Origin of the sequence: Paraburkholderia sp. Ac-20347 (assembly GCF_017104805.1) — a bacterium.
GTDB classification, from domain to species: Bacteria; Pseudomonadota; Gammaproteobacteria; order Burkholderiales; family Burkholderiaceae; genus Paraburkholderia; species Paraburkholderia tropica.
The window spans coordinates 16,937-38,819 of sequence record NZ_JAAGPN010000012.1 but is presented as its reverse complement, the minus strand read 5'-3'; the positions used below and the strand labels follow the sequence as shown (position 1 = coordinate 38,819).

The following is a 21,883-nucleotide window of genomic DNA, read 5'->3' as shown; positions in this document are numbered from 1 at the left end:
CGCCGTGCGCGAAACACCGACACGGCGCGCAGACAACAACCTCCACCGAAGAGGCAAACATGGGCGAGACACATCGAAGCGAGGCTGGCGTCAGCACGCCCGCCACCTTGACGCACTACGTGAACGGCAAGCCGCTCGACGCCACCAGCGGGCGTTATGCGGACGTTTTCAATCCAGCCGCCGGCGAGGTCGCCGCGCGCGTGCCGCTTGCGAGCGTGGCCGAAGTCGATGCGGCCGTGGCCGCCGCGCACGCCGCGTTTCCCGCGTGGAGCGAGATGGCGCCCATCAAGCGCGCGCGCATTCTCTTCAAGTTCAAGGATCTGCTCGACCAGCATCACGACGAACTGGCCGCACTCATCACGCGCGAGCACGGCAAGGTGTTCTCCGATGCGAAAGGCGAGGTGATGCGCGGCATCGAGATCGTCGAATTCGCGTGCGGCATTCCCAATCTGCTGAAGACCGATTTCACCGATCAGATCGGCGGCGGCATCGACAACTGGAATCTGCGCCAGCCGCTCGGCGTGGTCGCGGGCGTCACGCCGTTCAACTTTCCGATGATGGTGCCGTGCTGGATGTTTCCGATCGCGCTCGCGTGCGGCAACACCTTCGTGCTCAAGCCGTCGGAGCGCGATCCGTCGGCGTCGCTGCGGCTTGCCGAACTGCTGCACGAAGCGGGTTTGCCCGACGGCGTGTTCAACGTCGTGCACGGCGACAAGGTGGCCGTCGACGCGCTGCTCGCGCATCCGGACATCGCCGCGTTGTCGTTCGTCGGCTCCACGCCGATCGCCGAATACATCTACACGGAAGGCACGAAACACGGCAAGCGCGTGCAGGCGCTCGGCGGCGCGAAGAATCATCTCGTCGTGATGCCGGACGCCGATCTCGATCAGGCCGTCGATGCGCTGATCGGCGCGGCCTACGGTTCGGCGGGCGAGCGCTGCATGGCGATTTCGGTGGCGGTCGCCGTGGGTCATATCGCCGACGAACTGATCGAGCGTCTCACGCCGCGCGTGAAGGCGCTCAAGATCGGCGACGGCATGAACGAGTCCTCGGAAATGGGGCCGCTCGTGACCGCCGCGCATCGCGCGAAAGTGCAGGGCTATATCGATGCGGGCGTGGCGGCGGGCGCGAAGCTCGTCGTGGACGGACGCGGTCACGAAGTGCAGCAACGCGAGCGCGGTTTCTTCCTCGGCGGCACGCTGTTCGACGACGTGAAAACCGATATGTCGATCTATCGCGAGGAGATTTTCGGGCCGGTGCTGAGCGTGGTGCGCGTGCCCGATTTCGCGAGCGCGGTCGAACTGATCAACGCACACGAGTTCGCGAACGGCGTGTCGTGCTTCACCTCGGACGGCGGCGTGGCGCGCGCGTTCTCGCGGCAGATCAAGGTGGGCATGGTGGGCATCAACGTGCCGATTCCGGTGCCGATGGCGTGGCATTCGTTCGGCGGCTGGAAGCGTTCGCTGTTCGGCGATCATCACGCCTATGGCGAAGAGGGCGTGCGCTTCTACACGCGCTACAAGAGCATCATGCAGCGCTGGCCGGACAGCATCGCGAAGGGCGCGGAATTCACCATGCCCGTGGCGAAGTGAGGCGGTCATGGCGGCATTGAGCGACACGCCGGGCGCTGCATCGACTGCGCGCCGGCTCGAAGGCGAGTTCGACTACGTGATCGTCGGCGCGGGCACGGCGGGCTGCGTGCTCGCCAACCGGCTTTCGCAGGACGCGGACGTCTCGGTGTTGCTGATCGAGGCGGGCGGCAAGGACGACTATCACTGGATACACATTCCGGTCGGCTATCTGCATTGCATCGGCAATCCGCGCACGGACTGGCTCTACAAAACCGTCGAGGAAAAAGGGCTCAACGGGCGCGCGTTGTCGTATCCGCGCGGGCGCGTGCTCGGCGGATCGTCGTCGATCAACGGCATGATCTACATGCGCGGACAGCGCGAGGATTACGACGGCTGGGCGCGCGAAACCGGCGACGCGGGCTGGTCGTGGGACGCCGTGTTGCCCGTCTTCAAACGCAGCGAGGATTACCACGGCGGCGCGAACGAATTTCACGGCGCGGGCGGCGAATGGCGCGTCGAGAAACAGCGCCTCAAATGGAAGATTCTCGAAACTTTCGCGCAGGCGGCGCAGGAGCAGGGCATTCCGGCGACGAGCGATTTCAATCGCGGCAACAACGAAGGCGTCGGTTATTTCGATGTGAACCAGAAGCGCGGCGTGCGCTGGAATGCGTCGAAGGCGTTCCTGCGTGCGGCGATGAAGCGGCCCAATCTCACCGTGGTCACGGGCGCGCTGACCGAGCGTGTGATCTTCGAAGGCAAGCGGTGTGTGGGCGTCGAGTATCGCGGCGACGTGCCGTATCGCGCGCGGGCGCGCTGCGAAGTGATTCTCTGCTCGGGCGCGGTGAATTCGCCGCAATTGCTCGAACGTTCGGGCGTCGGTCAGGCGGCGCGGCTCGCGCAACTGGGCGTGGACGTGGTGCAGGATCTGCGCGGCGTCGGTGAGAATCTCCAGGACCATCTGCAACTGCGCATGGCGTATCGCGTGAATGGCGTGCGCACGCTCAACACCGCGTCGGCGCACTGGTGGGGCAAGCTGATGATCGGCGTGGAATATGCGCTGATGCAAAGCGGGCCGATGTCGATGGCGCCTTCGCAACTCGGCGTATTCGCGAAGTCGGACGCGGCCGACGCCGGCATCACGCGGCCCGATCTGCAATATCACGTGCAGCCTTTGTCGCTCGATCGCTTCGGCGAGCCGCTGCATCGCTTCAATGCGTTCACGGCTTCGGTGTGCAATCTGCGGCCCACGTCGCGCGGCAGCATTCACGCGGCGTCGGCGGACCCGACGGTTGCGCCCGTGATCGCGCCGAACTATCTCTCGACGGAACACGACCTGCGCGTGGCGGCGAACGCGTTGCGGCTCACGCGGCGCATCGCGGCGTCGCCGGCGCTCGCGCACTATCAGCCGCACGAGATCTTGCCGGGGCTCGCGTTTCAGAGCGAAAGCGAATTGCGCGAAGCGGCGGGTAATGTCGGCACGACGATCTTTCATCCGGTGGGCACTTGCCGAATGGGCCGCGCCGACGATGACGACGCCGTCGTCGACGCGCGTTTGCGCGTGCGTGGCGTGGAAGGTTTGCGTGTCGCCGACGCGTCGGTGATGCCGTTCATCACCTCGGGCAACACGAATTCGCCGACGCTGATGATCGCCGAGCGCGCCGCGGAAATGGTGCGCGAGGATCGTCGTGCGGGCGCGCATGTGTCGGTGCGAACGGAGCTGCATGCGCCAGTTGCGGCGGCGTGAAAGCGCAGTTGTAAAAACGCAGTTTTAAAAAGCTTCGAAAAGGGTTTGAAAAGGGTTCGAAACACCCACTTCAGTGCGCGCTTAATTGCGTCGGGCAACGTAAGAAGAAAGTGTTTCGGACCACTATCCAGGACGTGCGCCGCCTTCGCGGCGTGCGTGTTTTCGCACGTCCGGCGCAAGACCGCCGTGTGTCGAACGTGCGCGCATCTTGCTGCGAACATGCGCGTATCTGGTGCGAAATTGCGCGTCGCAGATCGGTGCGCATCGTCATTCCCCCGTAAGTGCAAATCCCAATGATTGCGCTGCATCATTGGCGAGACAATGGCGCTCACTAGTACAGCGGGCAACGACAGCAGCCGACGCGCGCGCCGCAACATGACGCGCAAAAAAGAGGCGCGCGAGACGTCGTGCGGGGCCCCGCAATCTGAAGTGTTACGCCTTACTTCACGTGGAAGGGGACATGATTCTCGGCGACACGATTCTGGAAACGCGCGGCCTCACGAAACAGTTCAAGGGCTTCACGGCCGTGAACGGCGTGAACCTGCGCGTGTGCCGCGGCTCCATCCACGCGTTGATCGGACCGAACGGCGCGGGCAAGACCACCTGCTTCAATCTGCTCACCAAATTCCTCGTGCCGAGCGCGGGGCGCATCGTTTTCAACGGCATTGACATCACGCACGAGCGGCCCGCGCAGATCGCGCGGCGCGGCATCATCCGTTCGTTCCAGATTTCCGCGGTGTTTCCGCATTTGACGGCCTTGCAGAACGTGCGCATCGGCTTGCAGCGTTCGCTCGGCAGCGCGTATCACTTCTGGAAAAGCGAGCGCTCGCTCGCCGAACTCAACGACCGCGCGATGGATCTGCTCACGCAGGTCGGCCTCACCGATTTCGCCGACGTGCCCACCGTCGAACTCGCGTACGGCCGCAAGCGCGCGCTCGAAATCGCGACCACGCTCGCGATGGAACCTGAACTGATGCTGCTCGACGAGCCCACGCAAGGCATGGGTCACGAAGACGTGGACCGCGTGACGGCGCTCATCAAAAAGGTCTCGGCCGGCCGCACGATCCTGATGGTCGAGCACAACATGAACGTGATCGCGGGCATCTCCGACACCATCACCGTGCTTCAGCGCGGCGAGGTGCTGGCCGAGGGCAGCTACGCGGAAGTGTCGAAGAATCCGCTCGTCGCCGAAGCCTATATGGGCAGCGCCGACGCCGCGCTCGCGGGAGCGCACGCATGAGCACGGTAACCGAACAACGCGGCGAGGACGCGAGCCTTGCCGCGCCGCCGGGCGAGAGCGCGCTGGACATCGCGGGCCTGCAGACGTGGTACGGCGAATCGCACATTCTGCATGGCGTCGATCTCAACGTGGCGCGCGGCGAAGTCGTCACGCTGCTCGGGCGCAACGGCGCGGGGCGCACGACCACGCTGCGCGCGATCATGGGCCTCACGGGACGGCGCACGGGCTCCATCCGCATCGGCGGACGCGAGACCATCAACATGCCGACGTATCGCATCGCGCATTGCGGCGTCGGTTATTGCCCCGAGGAGCGCGGCATCTTCGCGAGCCTCTCGTGCGAGGAGAACCTGCTGTTGCCGCCCGCCATTGGTGTAAAAGGCGGCTCTAAAAGCGGCACGCAGGGCATGTCGCTCGACGAGATCTACACGATGTTTCCCAATCTCGCGGAACGTCGTCACAGCCAGGGCACGCGGCTCTCGGGCGGCGAGCAGCAGATGCTCGCGGTTGCGCGCATCCTGCGCACCGGCGCGAACCTGCTGTTGCTCGACGAGATCTCCGAAGGTCTCGCGCCCGTGATCGTGCAGACGCTCGCGCGCATGATCGTCACGCTGAAATCGCGCGGCTACACCATCGTGATGGTGGAGCAGAACTTCCGTTTCGCGGCGCCGCTCGCGGACCGTTTCTACGTGATGGAGCACGGACGCATCGTCGAGCGTTTCGGCGTTGCCGAGCTCGACAGCAAGATGCCCGTGCTGCACGACCTGCTGGGAGTCTGACCGTTTCGATCCGTCTCGCGCGCGTGCCGAACGCGCCGCGCGGGCCGTTTGCCTTGTCGCTTATCTCTTGGTTCTTGCTTGATCCGCAGCGCTGAATAACAACGCAACCAACGAAGGAGACTGCAATGAAGAAGACCCCGTTCGCGCGGCTCGCGGCGCTCTTTGCCGCCACGGCGGCCGCAGCGGTGCTTGGAGCAGGCAGCGCGCACGCTGCCGACGACGCGGTGAAGATCGGCTTCATCACCGACATGTCGGGCCTCTATGCGGACGACGACGGCCAGGGCGGCCTCACGGCGATCAAGATGGCGATCGCGGACTTCGGCGGCAAGGTCAACGGCAAGCCGATCCAGATCATGTACGCGGATCACCAGAACAAGGCCGACATCGCCGCGTCGAAGGCGCGCGAATGGATGGACCGTGACGGGCTCGACATGCTGCTCGGCGGCACGAACTCGGCCACGGCGCTGTCGATGAATCAGGTTGCGCTGGAGAAGAAGCGCGTCTACTTCAACACCGGCGCGGGCACCGATGCGCTCACCAACGAGCAGTGCACGCCGTACACGGTGCACTACGGCTACGACACGGTCGCGCTCGCCAAGGGCACGGGCCTCGCGGTGCTCAAGCAGGGCGGCAAGACGTGGTTCTTCCTGACCGCCGACTACGCGTTCGGCAAGTCGCTGGAAAAGAACACCGCCGACGTCGTGAAGGCGAACGGCGGCCAGGTGCTCGGCGAAGTGCGTCATCCGCTCTCGGCCTCGGACTTCTCGTCGTTCCTGTTGCAGGCGCAAGCTTCGAAGGCGCAGATTCTCGGTCTCGCGAACGCGGGCGGCGACACGGTCAACGCGATCAAGGCGTCGAAGGAATTCGGCATCACCAAGACGATGAAGATCGCGGCGCTGCTGATGTTCCTGCCCGACGTGCACAGCCTCGGGCTCGACACCACGCAAGGCCTCGTGCTCACGACGGGCTGGTACTGGGATCAGAATGACGCGACGCGCAAGTGGGCGCAGCGCTATTTCGACCAGACGAAGAAGATGCCGTCCGAGCTTCAGGCCGCCGATTACTCGGCCGTCACGAACTACCTGAAGGCGGTGCAGGCGGTGGGCTCGACGGACGCCGACAAGGTCATGGCGCAGCTCAAGAAGACCAAGATCGACGACTTCTACACGAAGGGCGGCTATATCCGCCAGGACGGCGTGCTGATTCACGACATGTATCTCGTCGAGGTGAAGAAGCCGTCCGAGTCGAAGAAGCCGTGGGACTACTACAAGATCGTGCAGACGATTCCGGGCGAACAGGCTTACACGACGAAGCAGGAAAGCCGCTGCGCGCTCTGGAAGTGAGTCAGTGCGGCGACGCTTGAGCGGCAGGCGGCGCGGCGGCCCCGATGGGTGAGGGCGGCCGCGCCGCCTGCCGTATGAATGCGATCTTGAGGAGATGGCGGCTTTCATGACGATCTTTGGCATTCCGCTGCCGGCCATGCTGAGCCAGTTGCTGCTCGGACTCGTGAACGGATCGTTCTACGCGATCCTGAGTCTCGGCCTCGCGGTGATCTTCGGCATGCTCAACGTGATCAACTTCGCGCACGGCGCGTTGTTCATGCTGGGCGCGATGCTCACGTGGATGGGCCTCGCGTATTTCAACCTGCCGTACTGGGCGATGATCGTGATCGCGCCCATCGTGGTGGGCCTGTTCGGCATGGTGATCGAACGTTCGATGCTGCGCTGGCTGTATCGGCTCGATCATTTGTACGGACTCCTGCTGACTTTTGGTTTGACGCTGGTGGTCGAAGGCGTGTTCCGCTCGATTTACGGCGCCTCGGGTCAGCCTTACGACGTGCCCGATCTGCTTTCTGGCGCGACCAATCTCGGCTTCATGTATTTGCCGAACTATCGCGCGTGGGTCGTGGTGGCGTCGCTCGCGGTGTGCTTCGCCACGTGGTTCGTGATCGAGAAAACGCGGCTGGGCGCGTATCTGCGCGCGGGCACGGAAAACCCGAAACTCGTCGAGGCGTTCGGCATCAACGTGCCGCTGATGATCACGCTGACCTACGGCTTCGGCGTGGCGCTCGCGGCGTTCGCGGGCGTGCTGGCCGCGCCGGTCATTCAGGTGTCGCCGCTCATGGGGCAGCCGATGATCATCACCGTGTTCGCCGTGGTCGTGATCGGCGGCATGGGCTCGATCATGGGTTCGATCCTCACGGGCCTGCTGCTTGGCGTGATCGAGGGCTTCACACGCGTGTTCTGGCCGGAGGCCTCCGCGACCGTGGTGTTCGTCATCATGGCGATCGTGCTGCTGATCCGCCCCGCAGGCCTCTTCGGCAAGGAACGATGATGCAAAGAAAAGCGCTCTATTTGCTGTTGCTGATCGGGTTGATCGTCGCGCCGTTCGCGGGCGCGTATCCGCTCTTCGTGATGAAGGTGCTGTGCTTCGCGCTGTTCGCCGCCGCATTCAATCTGCTGATCGGTTATACGGGGCTGCTGTCGTTCGGCCACGCGATGTTCCTCGCGAGCGCGGGCTACACCACCGGTTACGCGATCCAGTCGCTCGGCTTCACGCCCGAACTCGGCGTGGCGGCGGGCACGGCGGTGGCCACGCTGCTCGGCGTGATCGTCGGCATCTTCGCGATCCGCCGCCAGGGCATCTACTTCGCGATGGTCACGCTCGCGCTCGCGCAGATGGTCTACTTCGTGTTCCTGCAGGCGCCGTTCACGCACGGCGAGGACGGCCTGCAGGGCGTGCCGCGCGGCAAGCTGTTCGGCATGCTGTCGCTCGACTCCGACCTCACGCTGTACTACGTCGTGCTCGTGGTGATGGTGCTGGCGTTCGCGCTGATCGTGCGCATCGTGCATTCGCCATTCGGCCAGGTGCTGGTGGCGATCAAGGAGAACGAGCCGCGCGCCATTTCGCTCGGCTACGACACCGACCGCTTCAAGCTGCTCGCGTTCGTGCTTTCGGCGGGACTCGCGGGGCTGGCCGGCTCGCTCAAGGTGCTCGTGCTGGGCTTCGAGACGCTCGGCGACGCTTACTGGACCATGTCCGGTCTGGTGATCCTGATGACGCTCGTCGGCGGCATGGGCACGCTGTTCGGGCCGCTGCTGGGCGCTGCGCTGATCGTTGCGCTCGAAGACCGTCTGGGCGATATCGGCACGGCGCTCGCGCAGGTCACGGGCGTCGACTGGTTCCGCTCGTTAGGTGAGTCCGCAACGATCGTCACGGGGCTCATCTTCATCGCCTGCGTGCTGGCGTTCCGGCGCGGTATCGTCGGCGAAATCGTGGCGCGTGTGCGGCCGCTGAGAGCGTAAATTACGGCGTAGATTCCGGCATGAAGAACGCGTCAAATGCAGTAGGCGAGGCGTCGCCGCGATGGTATGCTGCAAGCCTTGCTCAGATGCTGAAACCGAGCCTCCGGAAGCGGCTTTGCACGCGCGTATCGTGCGACAAAGCTGTGACAGCGCGCCCCAAATCGGTGCCGCACTGCACCACTAGGGTAAATGCTAGTTGGCAGCCAGGGGGCCGAAGTTTAAAGTTTCACTTAGTTCTGATGCACCGAATTTGCAGGTGGAGAACGAGGAGACAACTGAGGCACAAAGTGCCCGGACAAGAAAGCGCTGTTGGATGGGAATCCAACAGCGCTTTTTATTTGTACTTTCGGTTTTCATCCATCACCGTTAATGCGCTCGCATCGAGCATCGCATTACGCGTTTTTATCCCCCTTCTGTGTCTGCTGCGTCGCGCGTTAATCGGCGTGCGCAAGTCTGTTTTACCCCTCACTGAGTTACGCAAAAAGCGCCTGAAAAGCGTCCGAAGCCCGCGCCACAAGGCTGCGCGCGTTACGCATTTTTCGGCTGTTTCCGCGCGTGTTGCGTCGACGTTGTAAGCCGATGGAAAGCGCTTGCCGCGCCAAACGGCACTCCGTTACACTCGCCATTCGCCGACCATGCGGTCAGCATTAATCGCCGATGCAGCCTGCGTGGGGCCATCGCCGATTATGTGTGGTCCGGCGGCAGCACTACCGAATTCGAATCCGGAAAACGCCTGAAAATCCGGAGCAATAAAGAAAACGATGATCGAAGGAGTGGAGATGCGGTTGGTTTGGCGTTGGATGAACGCGGCATGCGTCGCGACCGGAGTGCTCGCCGCGACGGCGGGCGTCGCGCACGCGGATGTGAAGATCGGCGTGACGCTCTCGGCCACAGGCCCGGCGGCTTCGCTCGGCATTCCCGAAAAGAACACCATCGCGTTGCTGCCCAAGGAGATTGGGGGCCAGAAAATCGAGTATCTCGTGCTCGACGACGCCACCGATTCCACGCAGGCCGTGAAGAACGCGCGCAAGCTCACGAGCGAAGATCACGTCGATGCACTGATCGGTTCCACGGTCGTGCCCAACTCGCTCGCGATGATCGACGTCGCCGCCGAAAGCAGCACGCCGATGATCTCGATGGCCGCCGCGGCCTCGATCGTCGAGCCGATGGATGCAAAGCGCGCGTGGGTCTTCAAGACGCCGCAGAACGATCTGCTGATGGCCGGCGCGATCGCGCAGCACATGGCCGCGCATGGCGTGAAGACCGTCGCCTTCATCGGCTTCTCGGATGCGTATGGCGAGAGCTGGTACAAGGAGTTCGGCGCGGCGGCGGCGAAACAGGGCATCAAGATCGTCGCGAACGAACGCTTCGCGCGCAACGACGCGTCCGTCACCGGGCAGGTGCTCAAGATGATCTCGCAGCACCCGGACGCCGTGCTGATCGCCGGTGCGGGCACGCCGGCCGCGCTGCCGCAGAAGACGCTCAAGGAGCGCGGTTACGCGGGCAAGTACTACCAGACGCATGGCGTCGCCAACAATGACTTCCTGCGCGTCTGCGGCAAGGATTGCGACGGCACCTGGCTGCCCGCCGGGCCGCTGCTGGTCGCCGATCAATTGCCCGATTCGAATCCCGTGAAGCAGTCGGCGCTCGCGTACAAGAGCGCGTACGAAAAGGCCTATGGCGCAGGCTCGATCTCGACGTTCGGCGGTCACGCATGGGACGCGGGCCTGTTGCTGCAACACGCGATTCCCGTCGCGCTGAAGGCCGGTCAACCGGGCACTAAGGCGTTCCGCGACGCGTTGCGCAAGGCGCTCGAAGACTCGCACGACGTCGCGGGCGCGCACGGCATCTTCAACATGAGCGCAACCGATCACGCGGGCCTCGATCAGCGGGCGCGCGTGATGGTGCAGATCGTCGGCGGCAAGTGGAAGCTGGCCGGCGACTGAGTTCCACGGGAAATCACGCGATATCGGCTCATCGACATAACAAGGCACGTTCAATCGACGTGCCTTTTTTGTTGCCGGTGCAACGGCTTCGGAGCGTCGTTGTATTGGCGAGGCGCGTGGTGGTGAGTCGTGCGGTGAGCAGGGCAGGGAGCAGTGAAGCAGGCAGCGGATAAAGCGGACGCGCGGACAAGGGAAAACCATGCATCACACGCGCGATCCCGATTACTACACTCGAAGGCCGGCGTTAGCGAACCGAACACACGGCGCGGCGCCGGAATATAAATCGACACGCAGACAAAGCGTTTGGAGACGCGCAATGAAAACGAAGTTGGCGATGAAGAAGTGGTCCACGAGAGCCCTCCATGCCGGACTCGCAGCGGCATGGATGGGCGTGGCGGGTGCGGCCGTCGCGCAGGTGAAGATCGGCGTGACACTCTCGGCGACGGGGCCGGCGGCCTCGCTCGGCATTCCCGAGAAGAACACGATCGCGCTGCTGCCCAAGGAGATCGGCGGCAAGAGCGTGCAGTACATCGTGCTCGACGACGCGTCGGACACGAGCAAGGCCGTGCAGAACACGCACAAGCTGATCGACGAAGATCACGTCGACGCGATCATCGGTTCGTCGGTCACGCCGAACTCGCTCGCGATGCTCGACGTCGTCGCGCAGGGCAAGACGCCGATGATTTCGCTCGCGGCGTCGGCGGCGATCGTGCAACCCGTGGACGACAAGCGCAAGTGGGCCTTCAAGCCACCGCAGAACGACAGCCTGATGGCCGACGCGATCGCGGGCTACATGGAGAAGCACGGCGTGAAGACGGTGGGCTTCATCGGTTTCACGGATGCCTACGGCGACAGCTGGTTCAAGGAGTTCAGCGCGGCGGCGGCGAAGCACAACGTCAAGATCGTCGCGAGCGAGCGTTATAACCGCACGGATTCGTCGGTGACGGGGCAGGCGCTCAAGCTGATGTCGGCGAACCCGGACGCGGTGCTGATCGCCGGTTCGGGCACGCCGTCGGCGCTGCCGGCGACCACGCTGAAGGATCGCGGCTACAAGGGCAAGATTTATCAGACGCACGGTGTCGCCAATAACGACTTCCTGCGCGTCTGCGGCAAGGACTGCGAAGGCGAGTTGCTGCCCGCCGGTCCGATTCTCGTCGCCGATCAATTGCCCGATTCGAATCCGGTCAAGAAGTCGGCGCTCGCCTACAAGGCCGCTTACGAGAAGGCCTATGGCGCGGGTTCGGTCGCGACCTTCGGCGGTCACGCCTGGGACGCCGGTCAGATGCTTCAGCGCGCGATTCCGGTCGCGCTCAAGTCGGCGCAGCCCGGCACCGAGGCGTTCCGTGTTTCGCTGCGCGACGCGCTTGAGAACATCAAGGATCTGCCGGTCTCGCACGGCATCATGAACACCACGCCCACCGATCACAACGGTCTTGACGACCGCGCACGCGTGATCGTGGAGGTCGTCAACGGCAAGTGGAAGCTGCAAGGCGACTAAGCGCGCCCGACGCGTGACGCCGCGCTGCGCGCGGTGTCACGTGAAACGCTGTGCGCGTTGCGTTGCGTGCTGCCGCCGCGGCTTCATTTCGGCCACCGACAATGGCCGTGCCCGATTCGCGTCCTCACGTCGATTGGGCGCACCGATTCAACGCGGCGTGGCCTTCGCGGCCGCGCCGCGCGCTTGCCCCGCACGATCCCGCATCGCCGTTTTTTCCGACGCTACCGCAGACGTTCCGAGTTTCACGCGTTCCAGAAAGAGAGGTTGGAAGGGTATGGATTTATCGATTGCCGCAATCCTCGCGCAGGACGGCATCACCACCGGGGCGATCTATGCGCTGCTCGCGCTCGCGCTGGTGCTGGTGTTCTCCGTCACGCGCGTGATCTTCATTCCGCAGGGCGAATTCGTTTCCTACGGCGCTCTCACGCTCGCCGCGCTGCAATCGCAGAAATTTCCGGCGACGTGCTGGCTGCTGGTCGCGCTGGGCGCGGCTTGCTTCGTCGTCGAGACGGCGGGGCTCGTGCGGCACGCCGAGCGTCGCAAGCACGCGCCGCGCACGCTGGTCACGCTCGCGGGCAAGTATCTGCTGTTTCCGCTCGCGCTCTACGCGCTCACGCGCGGCGTGGCAGGGCAGCCCCTGCCGATGCTCGCGCAGATCGCGCTGACGCTGGCGATCGTCGTGCCGATGGGGCCGTTCGTCTACCGGCTCGCCTATGAGCCGATCGCCGAAGCCACCACGCTGCTGCTGCTGATCGTGGCCGTGGCCGTGCACTTCGCGATGGTCGGCCTCGGACTCGTGATGTTCGGCGCCGAAGGCTCGCGCACGACTGCGTTCTCGGACGCCACCTTCAACCTCGGCGCGCTGTCGATCTCGGGGCAGAGTCTCTGGGTGGTCGGCACGGCGGCCGTGCTGATCGTCGCGCTGTACTTCTTTTTCGACCGCACGATCTCGGGCAAGGCGCTGCGCGCGACGTCGGTGAACCGGCTGGGCGCGCGCCTCGTCGGCATCGGCACGACGCAGGCCGGCCGGCTCGCGTTCACGCTGGCCGCGGGGCTCGGTGCGCTGTGCGGCGTGCTCGTCGCGCCGCTCACGACGATCTATTACGACTCGGGCTTCCTGATCGGCCTCAAGGGCTTCGTCGGCGCGATTATCGGCGGTCTGGTGAGCTATCCGCTGGCTGCTGCGGGTTCCGTGCTCGTGGGCCTGCTGGAGTCGTATTCGTCGTTCTGGGCGAGTGCGTACAAGGAAGTGATCGTGTTCACGCTGATCATCCCCGTGCTGCTGTGGCGCAGTCTTTCCACGCCGCACGCCGAAGAGGAAGAGGAGTGACGCGATGAAACGACTCGTTCTGCATAACCGCTTCTTCTGGCTGTTCCTCGTGGTGATGTTCGCGCTGCCGGTGCTGCCGGGCATGGTGCGCGTGCCCGAGTACTGGATCACGCTGCTCAACTACATCGGGCTCTATTCGATCGTGGCGATCGGGCTGGTGCTGCTCACCGGCATCGGCGGGATGACGAGCTTTGGGCAGGCGGCGTTCGTCGGGCTCGGCGCCTACGCGACCGCGTATCTGACGACGCAGTACGGTGTCTCGCCGTGGCTCGCCTTGATCGTCGGCGTGCTGATCACGGCGCTCGTGGCGCTCGCGTTGGGCCTCGTGACCATGCGTCTGTCGGGCCACTTCCTGCCGCTTGGGACGATCGCCTGGGGCCTCGCGCTGTTCTTCCTGTTCGGCAATCTGGACATGCTCGGCAAGTACGACGGCATCAACGGCATTCCGGTGCTCAATGTGTTCGGTGTCGAGCTGGAGTCGGGGCGGCACATCTATTACCTGATCTGGGCGGTGGTGCTGGCGTCGGTCGTCTCGGTGCAGAACCTGCTCAACAGCCGCACCGGACGCGCGATACGCGCGCTGCGCGGCGGCGGCCTGATGGCCGAGGCGATGGGCGTGAACACGGCCTGGATGCGCGTGGTGATCTTTGTCTACGCGGCGGTTCTGGCGGCCGTCTCGGGCTTCCTGTACGCGCATTTGCAGCGTGCCGTGAACCCGACGCCGTTCGGCCTGAATCACGGCATCGAGTATCTGTTCATGGCCGTTGTGGGCGGCGTGGCGCACGTCTGGGGCGCGGTGCTGGGCGCGGCGATTCTCACGGTGCTGCAGGACTGGCTGCAGACGCTGTTGCCGAAGCTGCTCGGCGAGAACGGCAATTTCGAAATCATCGTGTTCGGGAATCTGATGGTGCTGCTGCTGCAATATGCGCGGCGCGGCGTCTGGCCGTTCGTGGCGCGCTTCTTCCCGCGCGGGCCACAGGCGCATGTGCCCGAGAACGCTGAACCTTTGCCGCAGCGCAGCAAGCCCGAAGCGGGCGAGATGCTGTTGACCGTCGACAAGGCACGCAAGCAGTTCGGCGGTCTGGTCGCCGTCAACGACGTGAGTTTCGAGGTGAAAGCGGGGCAGATCATCGGTTTGATCGGCCCGAACGGCGCGGGGAAATCGACCACCTTCAACCTCGTGACGGGCGTGCTGCAGCCGACGAGCGGCGCGATCACGTTCCGCGGCGAACGCATCGACCGGCTGACTTCACGTGAAATCGTCGCGCGCGGCATCGGTCGCACTTTCCAGCACGTCAAACTCCTGCCGACGATGACGGTACTGGAGAACGTCGCGATCGGCGCTCACCTGCGCGGTCACTCGGGCGTGTTGCGCAGCGTGGTGAAGCTCAATGCGTCGGAAGAAGGGCGGCTGATGAGCGAGGCCGCGAAGCAATTGCGCCGCGTCGGGCTAGAGCAGCATATGTACGACGAAGCGGGCAGTCTCGCGCTCGGCCAGCAGCGGATCCTGGAAATCGCGCGTGCGCTGTGCTGCGATCCGACCTTGTTGCTGCTCGACGAGCCGGCGGCGGGTCTGCGTTATCAGGAGAAGCAGCAGTTGGCCGCGTTGCTGCGCAAGTTGAGAGAAGAGGGGATGAGCGTGCTGCTGGTCGAACACGACATGGATTTCGTGATGAATCTCACCGACCGGCTGGTCGTGATGGAGTTCGGTACGCGCATTGCCGAGGGTTTGCCGGAAGAGGTGCAGAAGGATCCGGCCGTGCTCGAAGCCTATCTGGGCGGGGTGGAATGATGACGGCGCCCGTACTCGAAGTCGCTAACCTCGCGGTGCGCTACGGCAAGATCGAGGCGCTGCATCAAGCGGCCATCAAGGTGGGCGCGGGGCAGATCGTATCGGTGATCGGCCCGAACGGCGCCGGGAAGTCGACGCTGTTGAACGCCATCATGGGTGCATTGCCGCAGACGGGGCACGCGAGCGGCCGCATTGCTTACCTCGGCGAGGAGATTGGCGCGCTGCCGATTGAGCGCCGTGTCGCGCGTGGCATGTGTCTCGTGCCGGAGAAACGCGAGTTGTTCGCGTCGATGACGGTCGAGGACAACCTCGTGCTCGGTGCGTATCGGCGCAAGCGGGCAGGGGAGCGCAACTTCCTCGATCAGCTCGATCATGTCTTTCAGCTGTTTCCGCGTCTCAAGGAGCGGCGCGCGCAGGCGGCTGGAACATTGTCGGGAGGCGAGCGGCAGATGCTGGCCGTCGGCCGAGCGCTGATGGGCAAGCCCGATCTGTTGATGCTCGACGAACCTAGCCTCGGCCTCGCGCCGCTGATCGTGAAGGAAATCTTTCACATCATCAGCGCGCTGCGGCAGACCGGTGTTGCGACGCTGCTGATCGAGCAGAACGCGCGGGCGGCTCTGCAAATTTCGGACTACGGCTACGTGCTGGAAACCGGCGATCTCGCGCTCGAAGGGCCAGCGAGCGAGCTGGCGCAGAACCCGCGCGTGATCGAAACGTATCTGGGGCTGGCCAGGAAGCCCGTCTGATCTCGTCAGTTTCTGCAGAACTCGGCGGCGTGTTTCACGTGAAACACGACGCTTTTTTTCGACAAAATGCGGAACGAAATTCGGGCGTGAACGGCCCAAAACCTGAAACCGTTATAATTCGCGCATACCACTTTTTCTGAGAAGGCTCACGCGGTCAATTTGTCCGTGCGTGAGGTCCCGCCATGCTTTTCCCAACAGAGTTTGACGTAATTGTCGTCGGCGGCGGTCACGCCGGCACCGAGGCCGCGCTTGCCGCTGCCCGCATGGGCGTGAAGACGCTCCTGCTCACGCACAACATCGAGACGCTTGGTCAGATGAGCTGCAATCCGTCGATTGGCGGTATTGGCAAAGGCCATCTGGTCAAGGAAGTCGATGCGCTCGGCGGCGCAATGGCCGCTGCGACGGACGAGGGCGGCATTCAGTTCCGTATCCTCAACTCGTCGAAGGGCCCCGCTGTGCGTGCGACGCGCGCCCAGGCTGACCGTATTCTGTACAAGGCCGCGATCCGCCATCGTCTGGAGAATCAGCCGAATCTGTGGCTGTTCCAGCAGGCCGTGGAAGATCTGATGGTCGAAGGCGACCGCGTGGTCGGCGCCGTGACGCAAGTCGGGTTGCGCTTCCGCGCACGCGCCGTGGTGCTCACGGCCGGTACGTTCCTCGACGGCAAGATCCACGTGGGCCTCAACAACTACACGGGCGGCCGCGCAGGCGACCCCGCCGCAGTGACGTTGTCGGCTCGCCTGAAAGAGCTGAAGCTGCCGCAAGGCCGCCTCAAAACGGGCACGCCGCCGCGTATCGACGGCCGCACGATCGATTTTTCGGTGCTCGAAGAGCAGCCGGGTGACCTCGATCCGGTGCCGGTGTTCTCGTTCCTCGGCCGCGCGGAGCAGCATCCGCGGCAGATTCCGTGCTGGGTCACGCATACCAACGAGCGCACGCACGACATCATTCGCGGCGGTCTCGACCGTTCGCCAATGTACACGGGCGTGATCGAAGGGGTGGGGCCGCGCTATTGCCCGTCGATCGAAGACAAGATTCATCGCTTCGCGTCGAAGGAATCGCACCAGATCTATCTGGAGCCGGAAGGCCTGACGACGAACGAGTTCTACCCGAACGGGATTTCGACGAGCCTGCCGTTCGACGTCCAGCTGGAACTGGTGCACTCGATGCGCGGCCTCGAGCACGCGCACATCCTGCGCCCCGGCTATGCGATCGAATACGACTATTTCGACCCGCGCGGCCTGAAGGCGTCGCTGGAAACGAAGGTCATCAACGGGTTGTTTTTTGCGGGTCAGATCAACGGCACGACGGGCTACGAAGAAGCGGCTGCGCAAGGTCTGCTCGCCGGTATTAACGCCGGTCTGCAGGTGCAGGGCAAGGATGCGTGGTGCCCGCGCCGCGATCAGGCGTATCTCGGCGTGTTGGTCGACGATCTGGTGACGCGCGGCGTGTCGGAGCCGTATCGCATGTTCACGAGCCGTGCGGAGTATCGCCTGAGCCTGCGCGAAGACAACGCCGATATGCGTCTGACCGAGATCGGCCGTGAACTCGGTGTCGTCGATGACGTGCGCTGGGATGCATTTAGCCGCAAGCGCGACGCTGTTTCACGTGAAACCGAACGCCTGAAGTCGACGTGGGTGAATCCGAAGACGTTGGGTGCGGAAGAGGCGACTGCGCTGCTCGGTAAGCCCATCGACCACGAATACAATCTCGCGGACTTGCTGCGCCGTCCTGGCGTGAGCTACGACGGCGTGTGCGGTCTGCGCGGTGGCGCTTGCGGCCCTGAAGCGCCGCTGGCCGACGACGAAGTCCTGCTCGCGCAGATCAAGGAACAGATCGAGATCGGCGTCAAATATCAGGGCTATATCGACCGTCAGGCTGACGAGATCGAGCGCAACGGCACGCACGAGAACACGCGTCTGCCCGAGGGCATCGATTACGCGGAAGTGCGTGGTCTGTCGTTCGAGGCGCGCCAGAAGCTCAATCAGTTCCGTCCGGAAACCATCGGTCAGGCTTCGCGTATTTCGGGCATCACGCCTGCCGCGATCTCGCTGCTGATGGTGCATCTGAAGCGCGGCCTCGGCCGTCGTCGCCAGAAGCCCGCCGATTCGGGTAACGACACGACGCCGGTGGCTCAATGAACGGTCGCGCACGTCAACCTGGTATCGCCGATCGCGGCGCACTTTCGCAGATGCTGAAGGAGGGCGCCCAGGCGCTCTCCGTCGAATTGAGCGAGCGTCAACACGAACAACTGCTGGACTACGTCGCGTTGCTCGCGAAGTGGAACGCCGTCTACAACCTGACGGCGATTCGCGATCCGCATCAGATGCTCATCCAGCACATCCTCGATTCGCTTTCGATCCTGCCGCATCTGCCTTCACGTGAAAACGCGGCGGTGCTCGACGTAGGGTCGGGCGGTGGTTTGCCGGGCATCGTTCTCGCGATCGTGCGTCCCGACTGGCAAGTCACGCTGAACGACATCGTGCACAAGAAGTCGGCGTTTCAGTCGCAAGCGAAGGCCGAACTCGGTCTCGCGAATCTCTCGGTCGTGACCGGACGAGTCGAATCGCTGCGACCTGGTGTCGAAGTCCCTAAAAAATTCGATTTGATCGTCTCGCGGGCATTCGCGGAACTGTCCGATTTCGTTACACTGGCCCGTCACCTCGTTGCGGACGGCGGCGCGATCTGGGCGATGAAGGGCGTGCGCCCCGAAGGCGAGATCGAGCGCTTGCCGGAAGGCGCGAAGGCAATCCAGACGATTCGCCTCACCGTGCCGATGCTCGATGCGGAGCGGCACCTGACGGAAGTCACGGTCGAACCGGTGGCAGCGGCCTGAGTCGGTCGCACACAGGATCGTTGGCCGATCGGTCGAATAGCGCGGCAGCATTGCTCGCGCTATAACGTAAGCAAACTTTTTAAGGCAGTAAAGGGACACATAAAAGATGGCAAAAATCTTCTGCGTTGCGAACCAGAAGGGCGGCGTCGGCAAGACGACGACAACGGTCAATCTCGCCGCGAGCCTCGCATCGCAGGGACAACGTGTCCTTCTCATCGACCTCGACCCGCAAGGCAATGCCACGATGGGCAGCGGCATCGACAAGGCGGCGTGCGAATACACCGTCTATGAAGTGCTGGTCGACGGCATTACCGTGCCGCAGGCGCGTACGAGCCCGGAGCAGGTGGGCTACGACGTGCTGCCGGCCAACCGCGAACTCGCGGGCGCCGAAGTGGAGCTGGTCTCCGTGGAACAGCGCGAGCGCCGCCTGAAGAACGCACTGGCGCAAGTGGACGATCAATACGACTTCGTGCTGATCGACTGCCCGCCCGCGCTCTCGCTGCTCACGCTCAATGGCCTGTGCGCGGCACATGGCGTGGTGATTCCGATGCAGTGCGAGTACTTCGCGCTCGAAGGTCTGTCGGACCTCGTGAACACCATCAAGCAGGTGCACGCGAACATGAATCGCGACCTGAAGGTGATCGGTCTTCTGCGCGTGATGTTCGATCCGCGCATCACGCTGCAGCAGCAGGTTTCGGAGCAACTCAAGGAGCACTTTGGCGACAAGGTGTTCGACGCCGTGATCCCGCGCAATGTGCGGCTTGCGGAGGCGCCCAGCTACGGTTTGCCGGGCGTGGTGTTCGATCGCGCCTCGCGCGGCGCGCAGGCCTATGTGCAATTCGGCGCGGAAATGATCGAGCGCGTACGCGCACTCTGACGCAGACTGGAGAAGCACGATGAACGCAGTAGCACGGAAGAAGGGGCTGGGTCGGGGACTGGAAGCACTGCTCGGCGGTAGCGCGGACATCACCGAAGCGGTGAAGATCGAGGGCGCGCCCAACACGCTGCCGCTCACGCAGATGCAGGCGGGCAAGTATCAGCCGCGTACGCGCATGGACGAAGGCGCGTTGCAGGAACTGGCCGCGAGCATTCGCGCGCAAGGTCTGATGCAGCCGATTCTCGTGCGTCCGGTCAGCGCGGATCGCTACGAAATCATCGCGGGCGAGCGACGTTTTCGCGCGGCACACATCGCCGGCCTGACCGAGGTTCCGGTGCTCGTCAAGGATGTGCCCGATCAGGCCGCCGCCGCGATGGCGCTGATCGAGAACATCCAGCGCGAAGACCTGAATCCGCTTGAAGAGGCGCAGGGCATCCAGCGGCTGCTCGACGAGTTCAGTTTCACGCATGAGCAGGCGGCGGAGTCGGTGGGGCGCTCGCGCAGTGCCGTGTCGAATCTGTTGCGTCTGCTGAACCTGGCCGCGCCGGTGCAGACGATGCTGCTCGCGGGCGATCTCGATATGGGCCACGCGCGCGCGCTGCTCGCCGTGGATGCCGCCACGCAGATCACGCTCGCGAATCAGGTGGTCAACAAGCGCATGTCGGTGCGTGAAACCGAAAAGCTCGTTTCGGCGACGACCAAGGCCGCGCCGGCGGTGAAGGCGAAGGCTGCGCACGATGGCGGCCGCGACACGCGCCGCCTAGAAGAGGAGCTGTCGGATCTGCTGTCCGCGACGGTGAAGATCAAGCTCGGCCGACGCGGTCGCGGTCAGCTCACCGTCGACTTCGGCGATCTCGACGCACTTGACGGCATTTTGCTGCGTTTGCGCGGCGAAGCCGCGGTTTAACGTACGTTTCCGCGCAAGGTGCAGGAACCTGATGCCGCGCAACGCGGCCCCCTGAGTCTGCTGCGCCGGATCGGCGCGTTTGCGGCAGGCGAGCCGGTGCTGACGATACTCGTCGCCGCGCTCGTGCTGCTGCAGATCTTCGCGCCGCGCGCGTGGAGCACGCTGCCCGGACTTGTCGACTGGCAAACGGTGATGACGCTCGCCGGTCTGCTCATCCTCACAAAAGCGATCGAATATTCAGGATTCCTGACCTGGGTCGCGCACAAGCTGGTCCATCGGATTCGCTCCGAGCGCGCGCTGGCCTTTCTGCTGATCGGTCTGGCTGCGGCTTTGTCGACGGTCGTGACGAACGACGTCGCGCTATTCGTCGTCGTACCGCTGGTGTTGTCGCTGCACAAGCTGACGCCGTTGCCGCTCAAACGCCTCGTGATTTTCATCGCGCTGGCCGTGAACGCCGGTTCCATCTTGACGCCGCTCGGCAATCCGCAGAACCTGTTTCTCTGGCAGTTGAGTGGTGCGGCATTTGGTCGCTTCGTTGTCGCGCTGGCGCCACTGTGCGCGCTGCTGATGGTGATGCTGTTCGCGCTCGCCGCGCTGCTTTTCCGGCCGATCACGCTCGATCTGAGCCGCGACGCAGAGGCGCATGGCGTCGATCGCTCGCTCGCGGGCGTCGCTGCCGTGCTCTTCGTCGCGTTCGTGCTGCTCGCCGATGCGCATCGCGCCGGCCTCGCGCTCGCGGGCGTCGCAGCCGGGTTCCTGATCTGGCGCGCGCGCATCGTGCTGAAGATCGACTGGCTGCTGCTGCTGATCTTCGTGCTGATGTTCATCGTCCTTCGCAGCGCGGCGGCGCTCCCGTGGATTCATCATGCGCTGGAGGGCCTCGCGCTGCAGACGCCGCTGCGCGCCTACCTCGCGGGCGCCGTGCTCTCCCAGGCCATCAGCAACGTGCCTGCGGCCATCGTGCTCGCGGGTTTCACGCACGACTGGCGCGCGCTGGCGTTCGGCGTGAGCGTCGGCGGCTTCGGCCTCGCGATCGGCTCGCTGGCGAATCTGATCGCCGTGCGTCTGTCGGGCGAGCGGGGCGTCTGGCTGCAGTTCCACCTCATCGCGATCCCGTTCTGGGTGGCTGCGACAATATGCGGCGGTCTCGTGTTGTATTTTTCCTGACAGAAATGAGACAGGTCAGCGACATAAACGTCGTTACAAGGTAAAATCGCGCCCCGTTTTGCCTGGCTCTCCTGAGTGCAGAACGTGCGACGAACGCTCCCTTACATTTTCCGTTACCCCTCGGGTAATGGTGCGTTTTCCGCATGAT

General features: G+C 64.0%; 17 protein-coding genes. All 17 read left to right on the top strand.

Annotated elements, in window-relative coordinates; all coding sequences use genetic code 11:
- Nucleotides 1-59: 59 nt before the first annotated feature.
- The gene (locus G3N97_RS04120; protein WP_205992030.1) at nucleotides 60-1,592 is read left to right on the top strand and encodes a CoA-acylating methylmalonate-semialdehyde dehydrogenase; all 1,533 of its coding nucleotides are present in this window, start codon (nucleotides 60-62) and stop codon (nucleotides 1,590-1,592) included.
- Nucleotides 1,593-1,599: 7 nt separating this feature from the next.
- Nucleotides 1,600-3,315, top strand: a complete 1,716-nt coding sequence (locus G3N97_RS04115) for a GMC family oxidoreductase N-terminal domain-containing protein (protein ID WP_205992029.1) — start codon at nucleotides 1,600-1,602, stop codon at nucleotides 3,313-3,315.
- 460 nt (nucleotides 3,316-3,775) lie between these two features.
- Entirely contained in the window at nucleotides 3,776-4,555 is a 780-nt protein-coding gene (locus G3N97_RS04110; RefSeq protein ID WP_205992028.1) for an ABC transporter ATP-binding protein, read from the top strand.
- Nucleotides 4,552-5,331 carry an ABC transporter ATP-binding protein gene (locus tag G3N97_RS04105; protein ID WP_205992027.1) on the top strand — a complete coding sequence of 260 codons (780 nt, stop codon included), beginning with the start codon at nucleotides 4,552-4,554 and terminating at the stop codon, nucleotides 5,329-5,331. The genes G3N97_RS04110 and G3N97_RS04105 overlap by 4 nt, the downstream gene beginning before the upstream one ends.
- 125 nt (nucleotides 5,332-5,456) lie before the next feature.
- Nucleotides 5,457-6,674, top strand: coding sequence for an ABC transporter substrate-binding protein (locus G3N97_RS04100; RefSeq protein ID WP_065061764.1), 1,218 nt, complete (start codon nucleotides 5,457-5,459; stop codon nucleotides 6,672-6,674).
- A 106-nt stretch (nucleotides 6,675-6,780) separates the two neighbouring features.
- Nucleotides 6,781-7,665, top strand: coding sequence for a branched-chain amino acid ABC transporter permease (locus G3N97_RS04095; protein WP_176079534.1), 885 nt, complete (start codon nucleotides 6,781-6,783; stop codon nucleotides 7,663-7,665).
- Complete coding sequence (locus tag G3N97_RS04090; RefSeq protein ID WP_176079614.1) at nucleotides 7,665-8,636, top strand: branched-chain amino acid ABC transporter permease; 972 nt, start codon at nucleotides 7,665-7,667, stop codon at nucleotides 8,634-8,636. Before G3N97_RS04095 ends, G3N97_RS04090 begins: the two co-directional genes overlap by 1 nt.
- A 779-nt stretch (nucleotides 8,637-9,415) precedes the next feature.
- A complete protein-coding gene (locus tag G3N97_RS04085; RefSeq protein WP_205992026.1) occupies nucleotides 9,416-10,582 on the top strand; it encodes an ABC transporter substrate-binding protein in 1,167 nt (388 codons plus the stop codon).
- A 385-nt stretch (nucleotides 10,583-10,967) separates the two neighbouring features.
- Nucleotides 10,968-12,080: an ABC transporter substrate-binding protein gene (locus G3N97_RS04080; protein ID WP_241030373.1), complete on the top strand. Its 1,113-nt coding sequence runs from the start codon at nucleotides 10,968-10,970 to the stop codon at nucleotides 12,078-12,080.
- A gap of 274 nt (nucleotides 12,081-12,354) precedes the next feature.
- Complete coding sequence (locus G3N97_RS04075) at nucleotides 12,355-13,410, top strand: branched-chain amino acid ABC transporter permease (protein WP_205992025.1); 1,056 nt, start codon at nucleotides 12,355-12,357, stop codon at nucleotides 13,408-13,410.
- Nucleotides 13,411-13,414: 4 nt separating this feature from the next.
- The gene (locus G3N97_RS04070) at nucleotides 13,415-15,202 is read left to right on the top strand and encodes a branched-chain amino acid ABC transporter ATP-binding protein/permease (RefSeq protein WP_205992024.1); all 1,788 of its coding nucleotides are present in this window, start codon (nucleotides 13,415-13,417) and stop codon (nucleotides 15,200-15,202) included.
- On the top strand, nucleotides 15,199-15,948 hold the full coding sequence (locus tag G3N97_RS04065; RefSeq protein WP_205992023.1) for an ABC transporter ATP-binding protein: 750 nt from the start codon (nucleotides 15,199-15,201) through the stop codon (nucleotides 15,946-15,948). The genes G3N97_RS04070 and G3N97_RS04065 overlap by 4 nt, the downstream gene beginning before the upstream one ends.
- Before the next feature lie 182 nt (nucleotides 15,949-16,130).
- Nucleotides 16,131-18,089 (top strand): tRNA uridine-5-carboxymethylaminomethyl(34) synthesis enzyme MnmG, encoded by a 1,959-nt coding sequence (mnmG, locus tag G3N97_RS04060; protein WP_205992022.1) that lies wholly within the window; start codon nucleotides 16,131-16,133, stop codon nucleotides 18,087-18,089.
- Nucleotides 18,086-18,784, top strand: a complete 699-nt coding sequence (gene rsmG / locus G3N97_RS04055; RefSeq protein WP_205992021.1) for a 16S rRNA (guanine(527)-N(7))-methyltransferase RsmG — start codon at nucleotides 18,086-18,088, stop codon at nucleotides 18,782-18,784. Before mnmG ends, rsmG begins: the two co-directional genes overlap by 4 nt.
- A gap of 106 nt (nucleotides 18,785-18,890) precedes the next feature.
- Nucleotides 18,891-19,661 (top strand): ParA family protein, encoded by a 771-nt coding sequence (locus G3N97_RS04050; RefSeq protein WP_205992020.1) that lies wholly within the window; start codon nucleotides 18,891-18,893, stop codon nucleotides 19,659-19,661.
- Between the two features lie 19 nt (nucleotides 19,662-19,680).
- A complete protein-coding gene (locus G3N97_RS04045) occupies nucleotides 19,681-20,568 on the top strand; it encodes a ParB/RepB/Spo0J family partition protein (protein WP_205992019.1) in 888 nt (295 codons plus the stop codon).
- Nucleotides 20,569-20,619: 51 nt separating this feature from the next.
- A complete protein-coding gene (locus tag G3N97_RS04040) occupies nucleotides 20,620-21,735 on the top strand; it encodes an SLC13 family permease (protein ID WP_205992047.1) in 1,116 nt (371 codons plus the stop codon).
- Nucleotides 21,736-21,883: the final 148 nt, after the last annotated feature.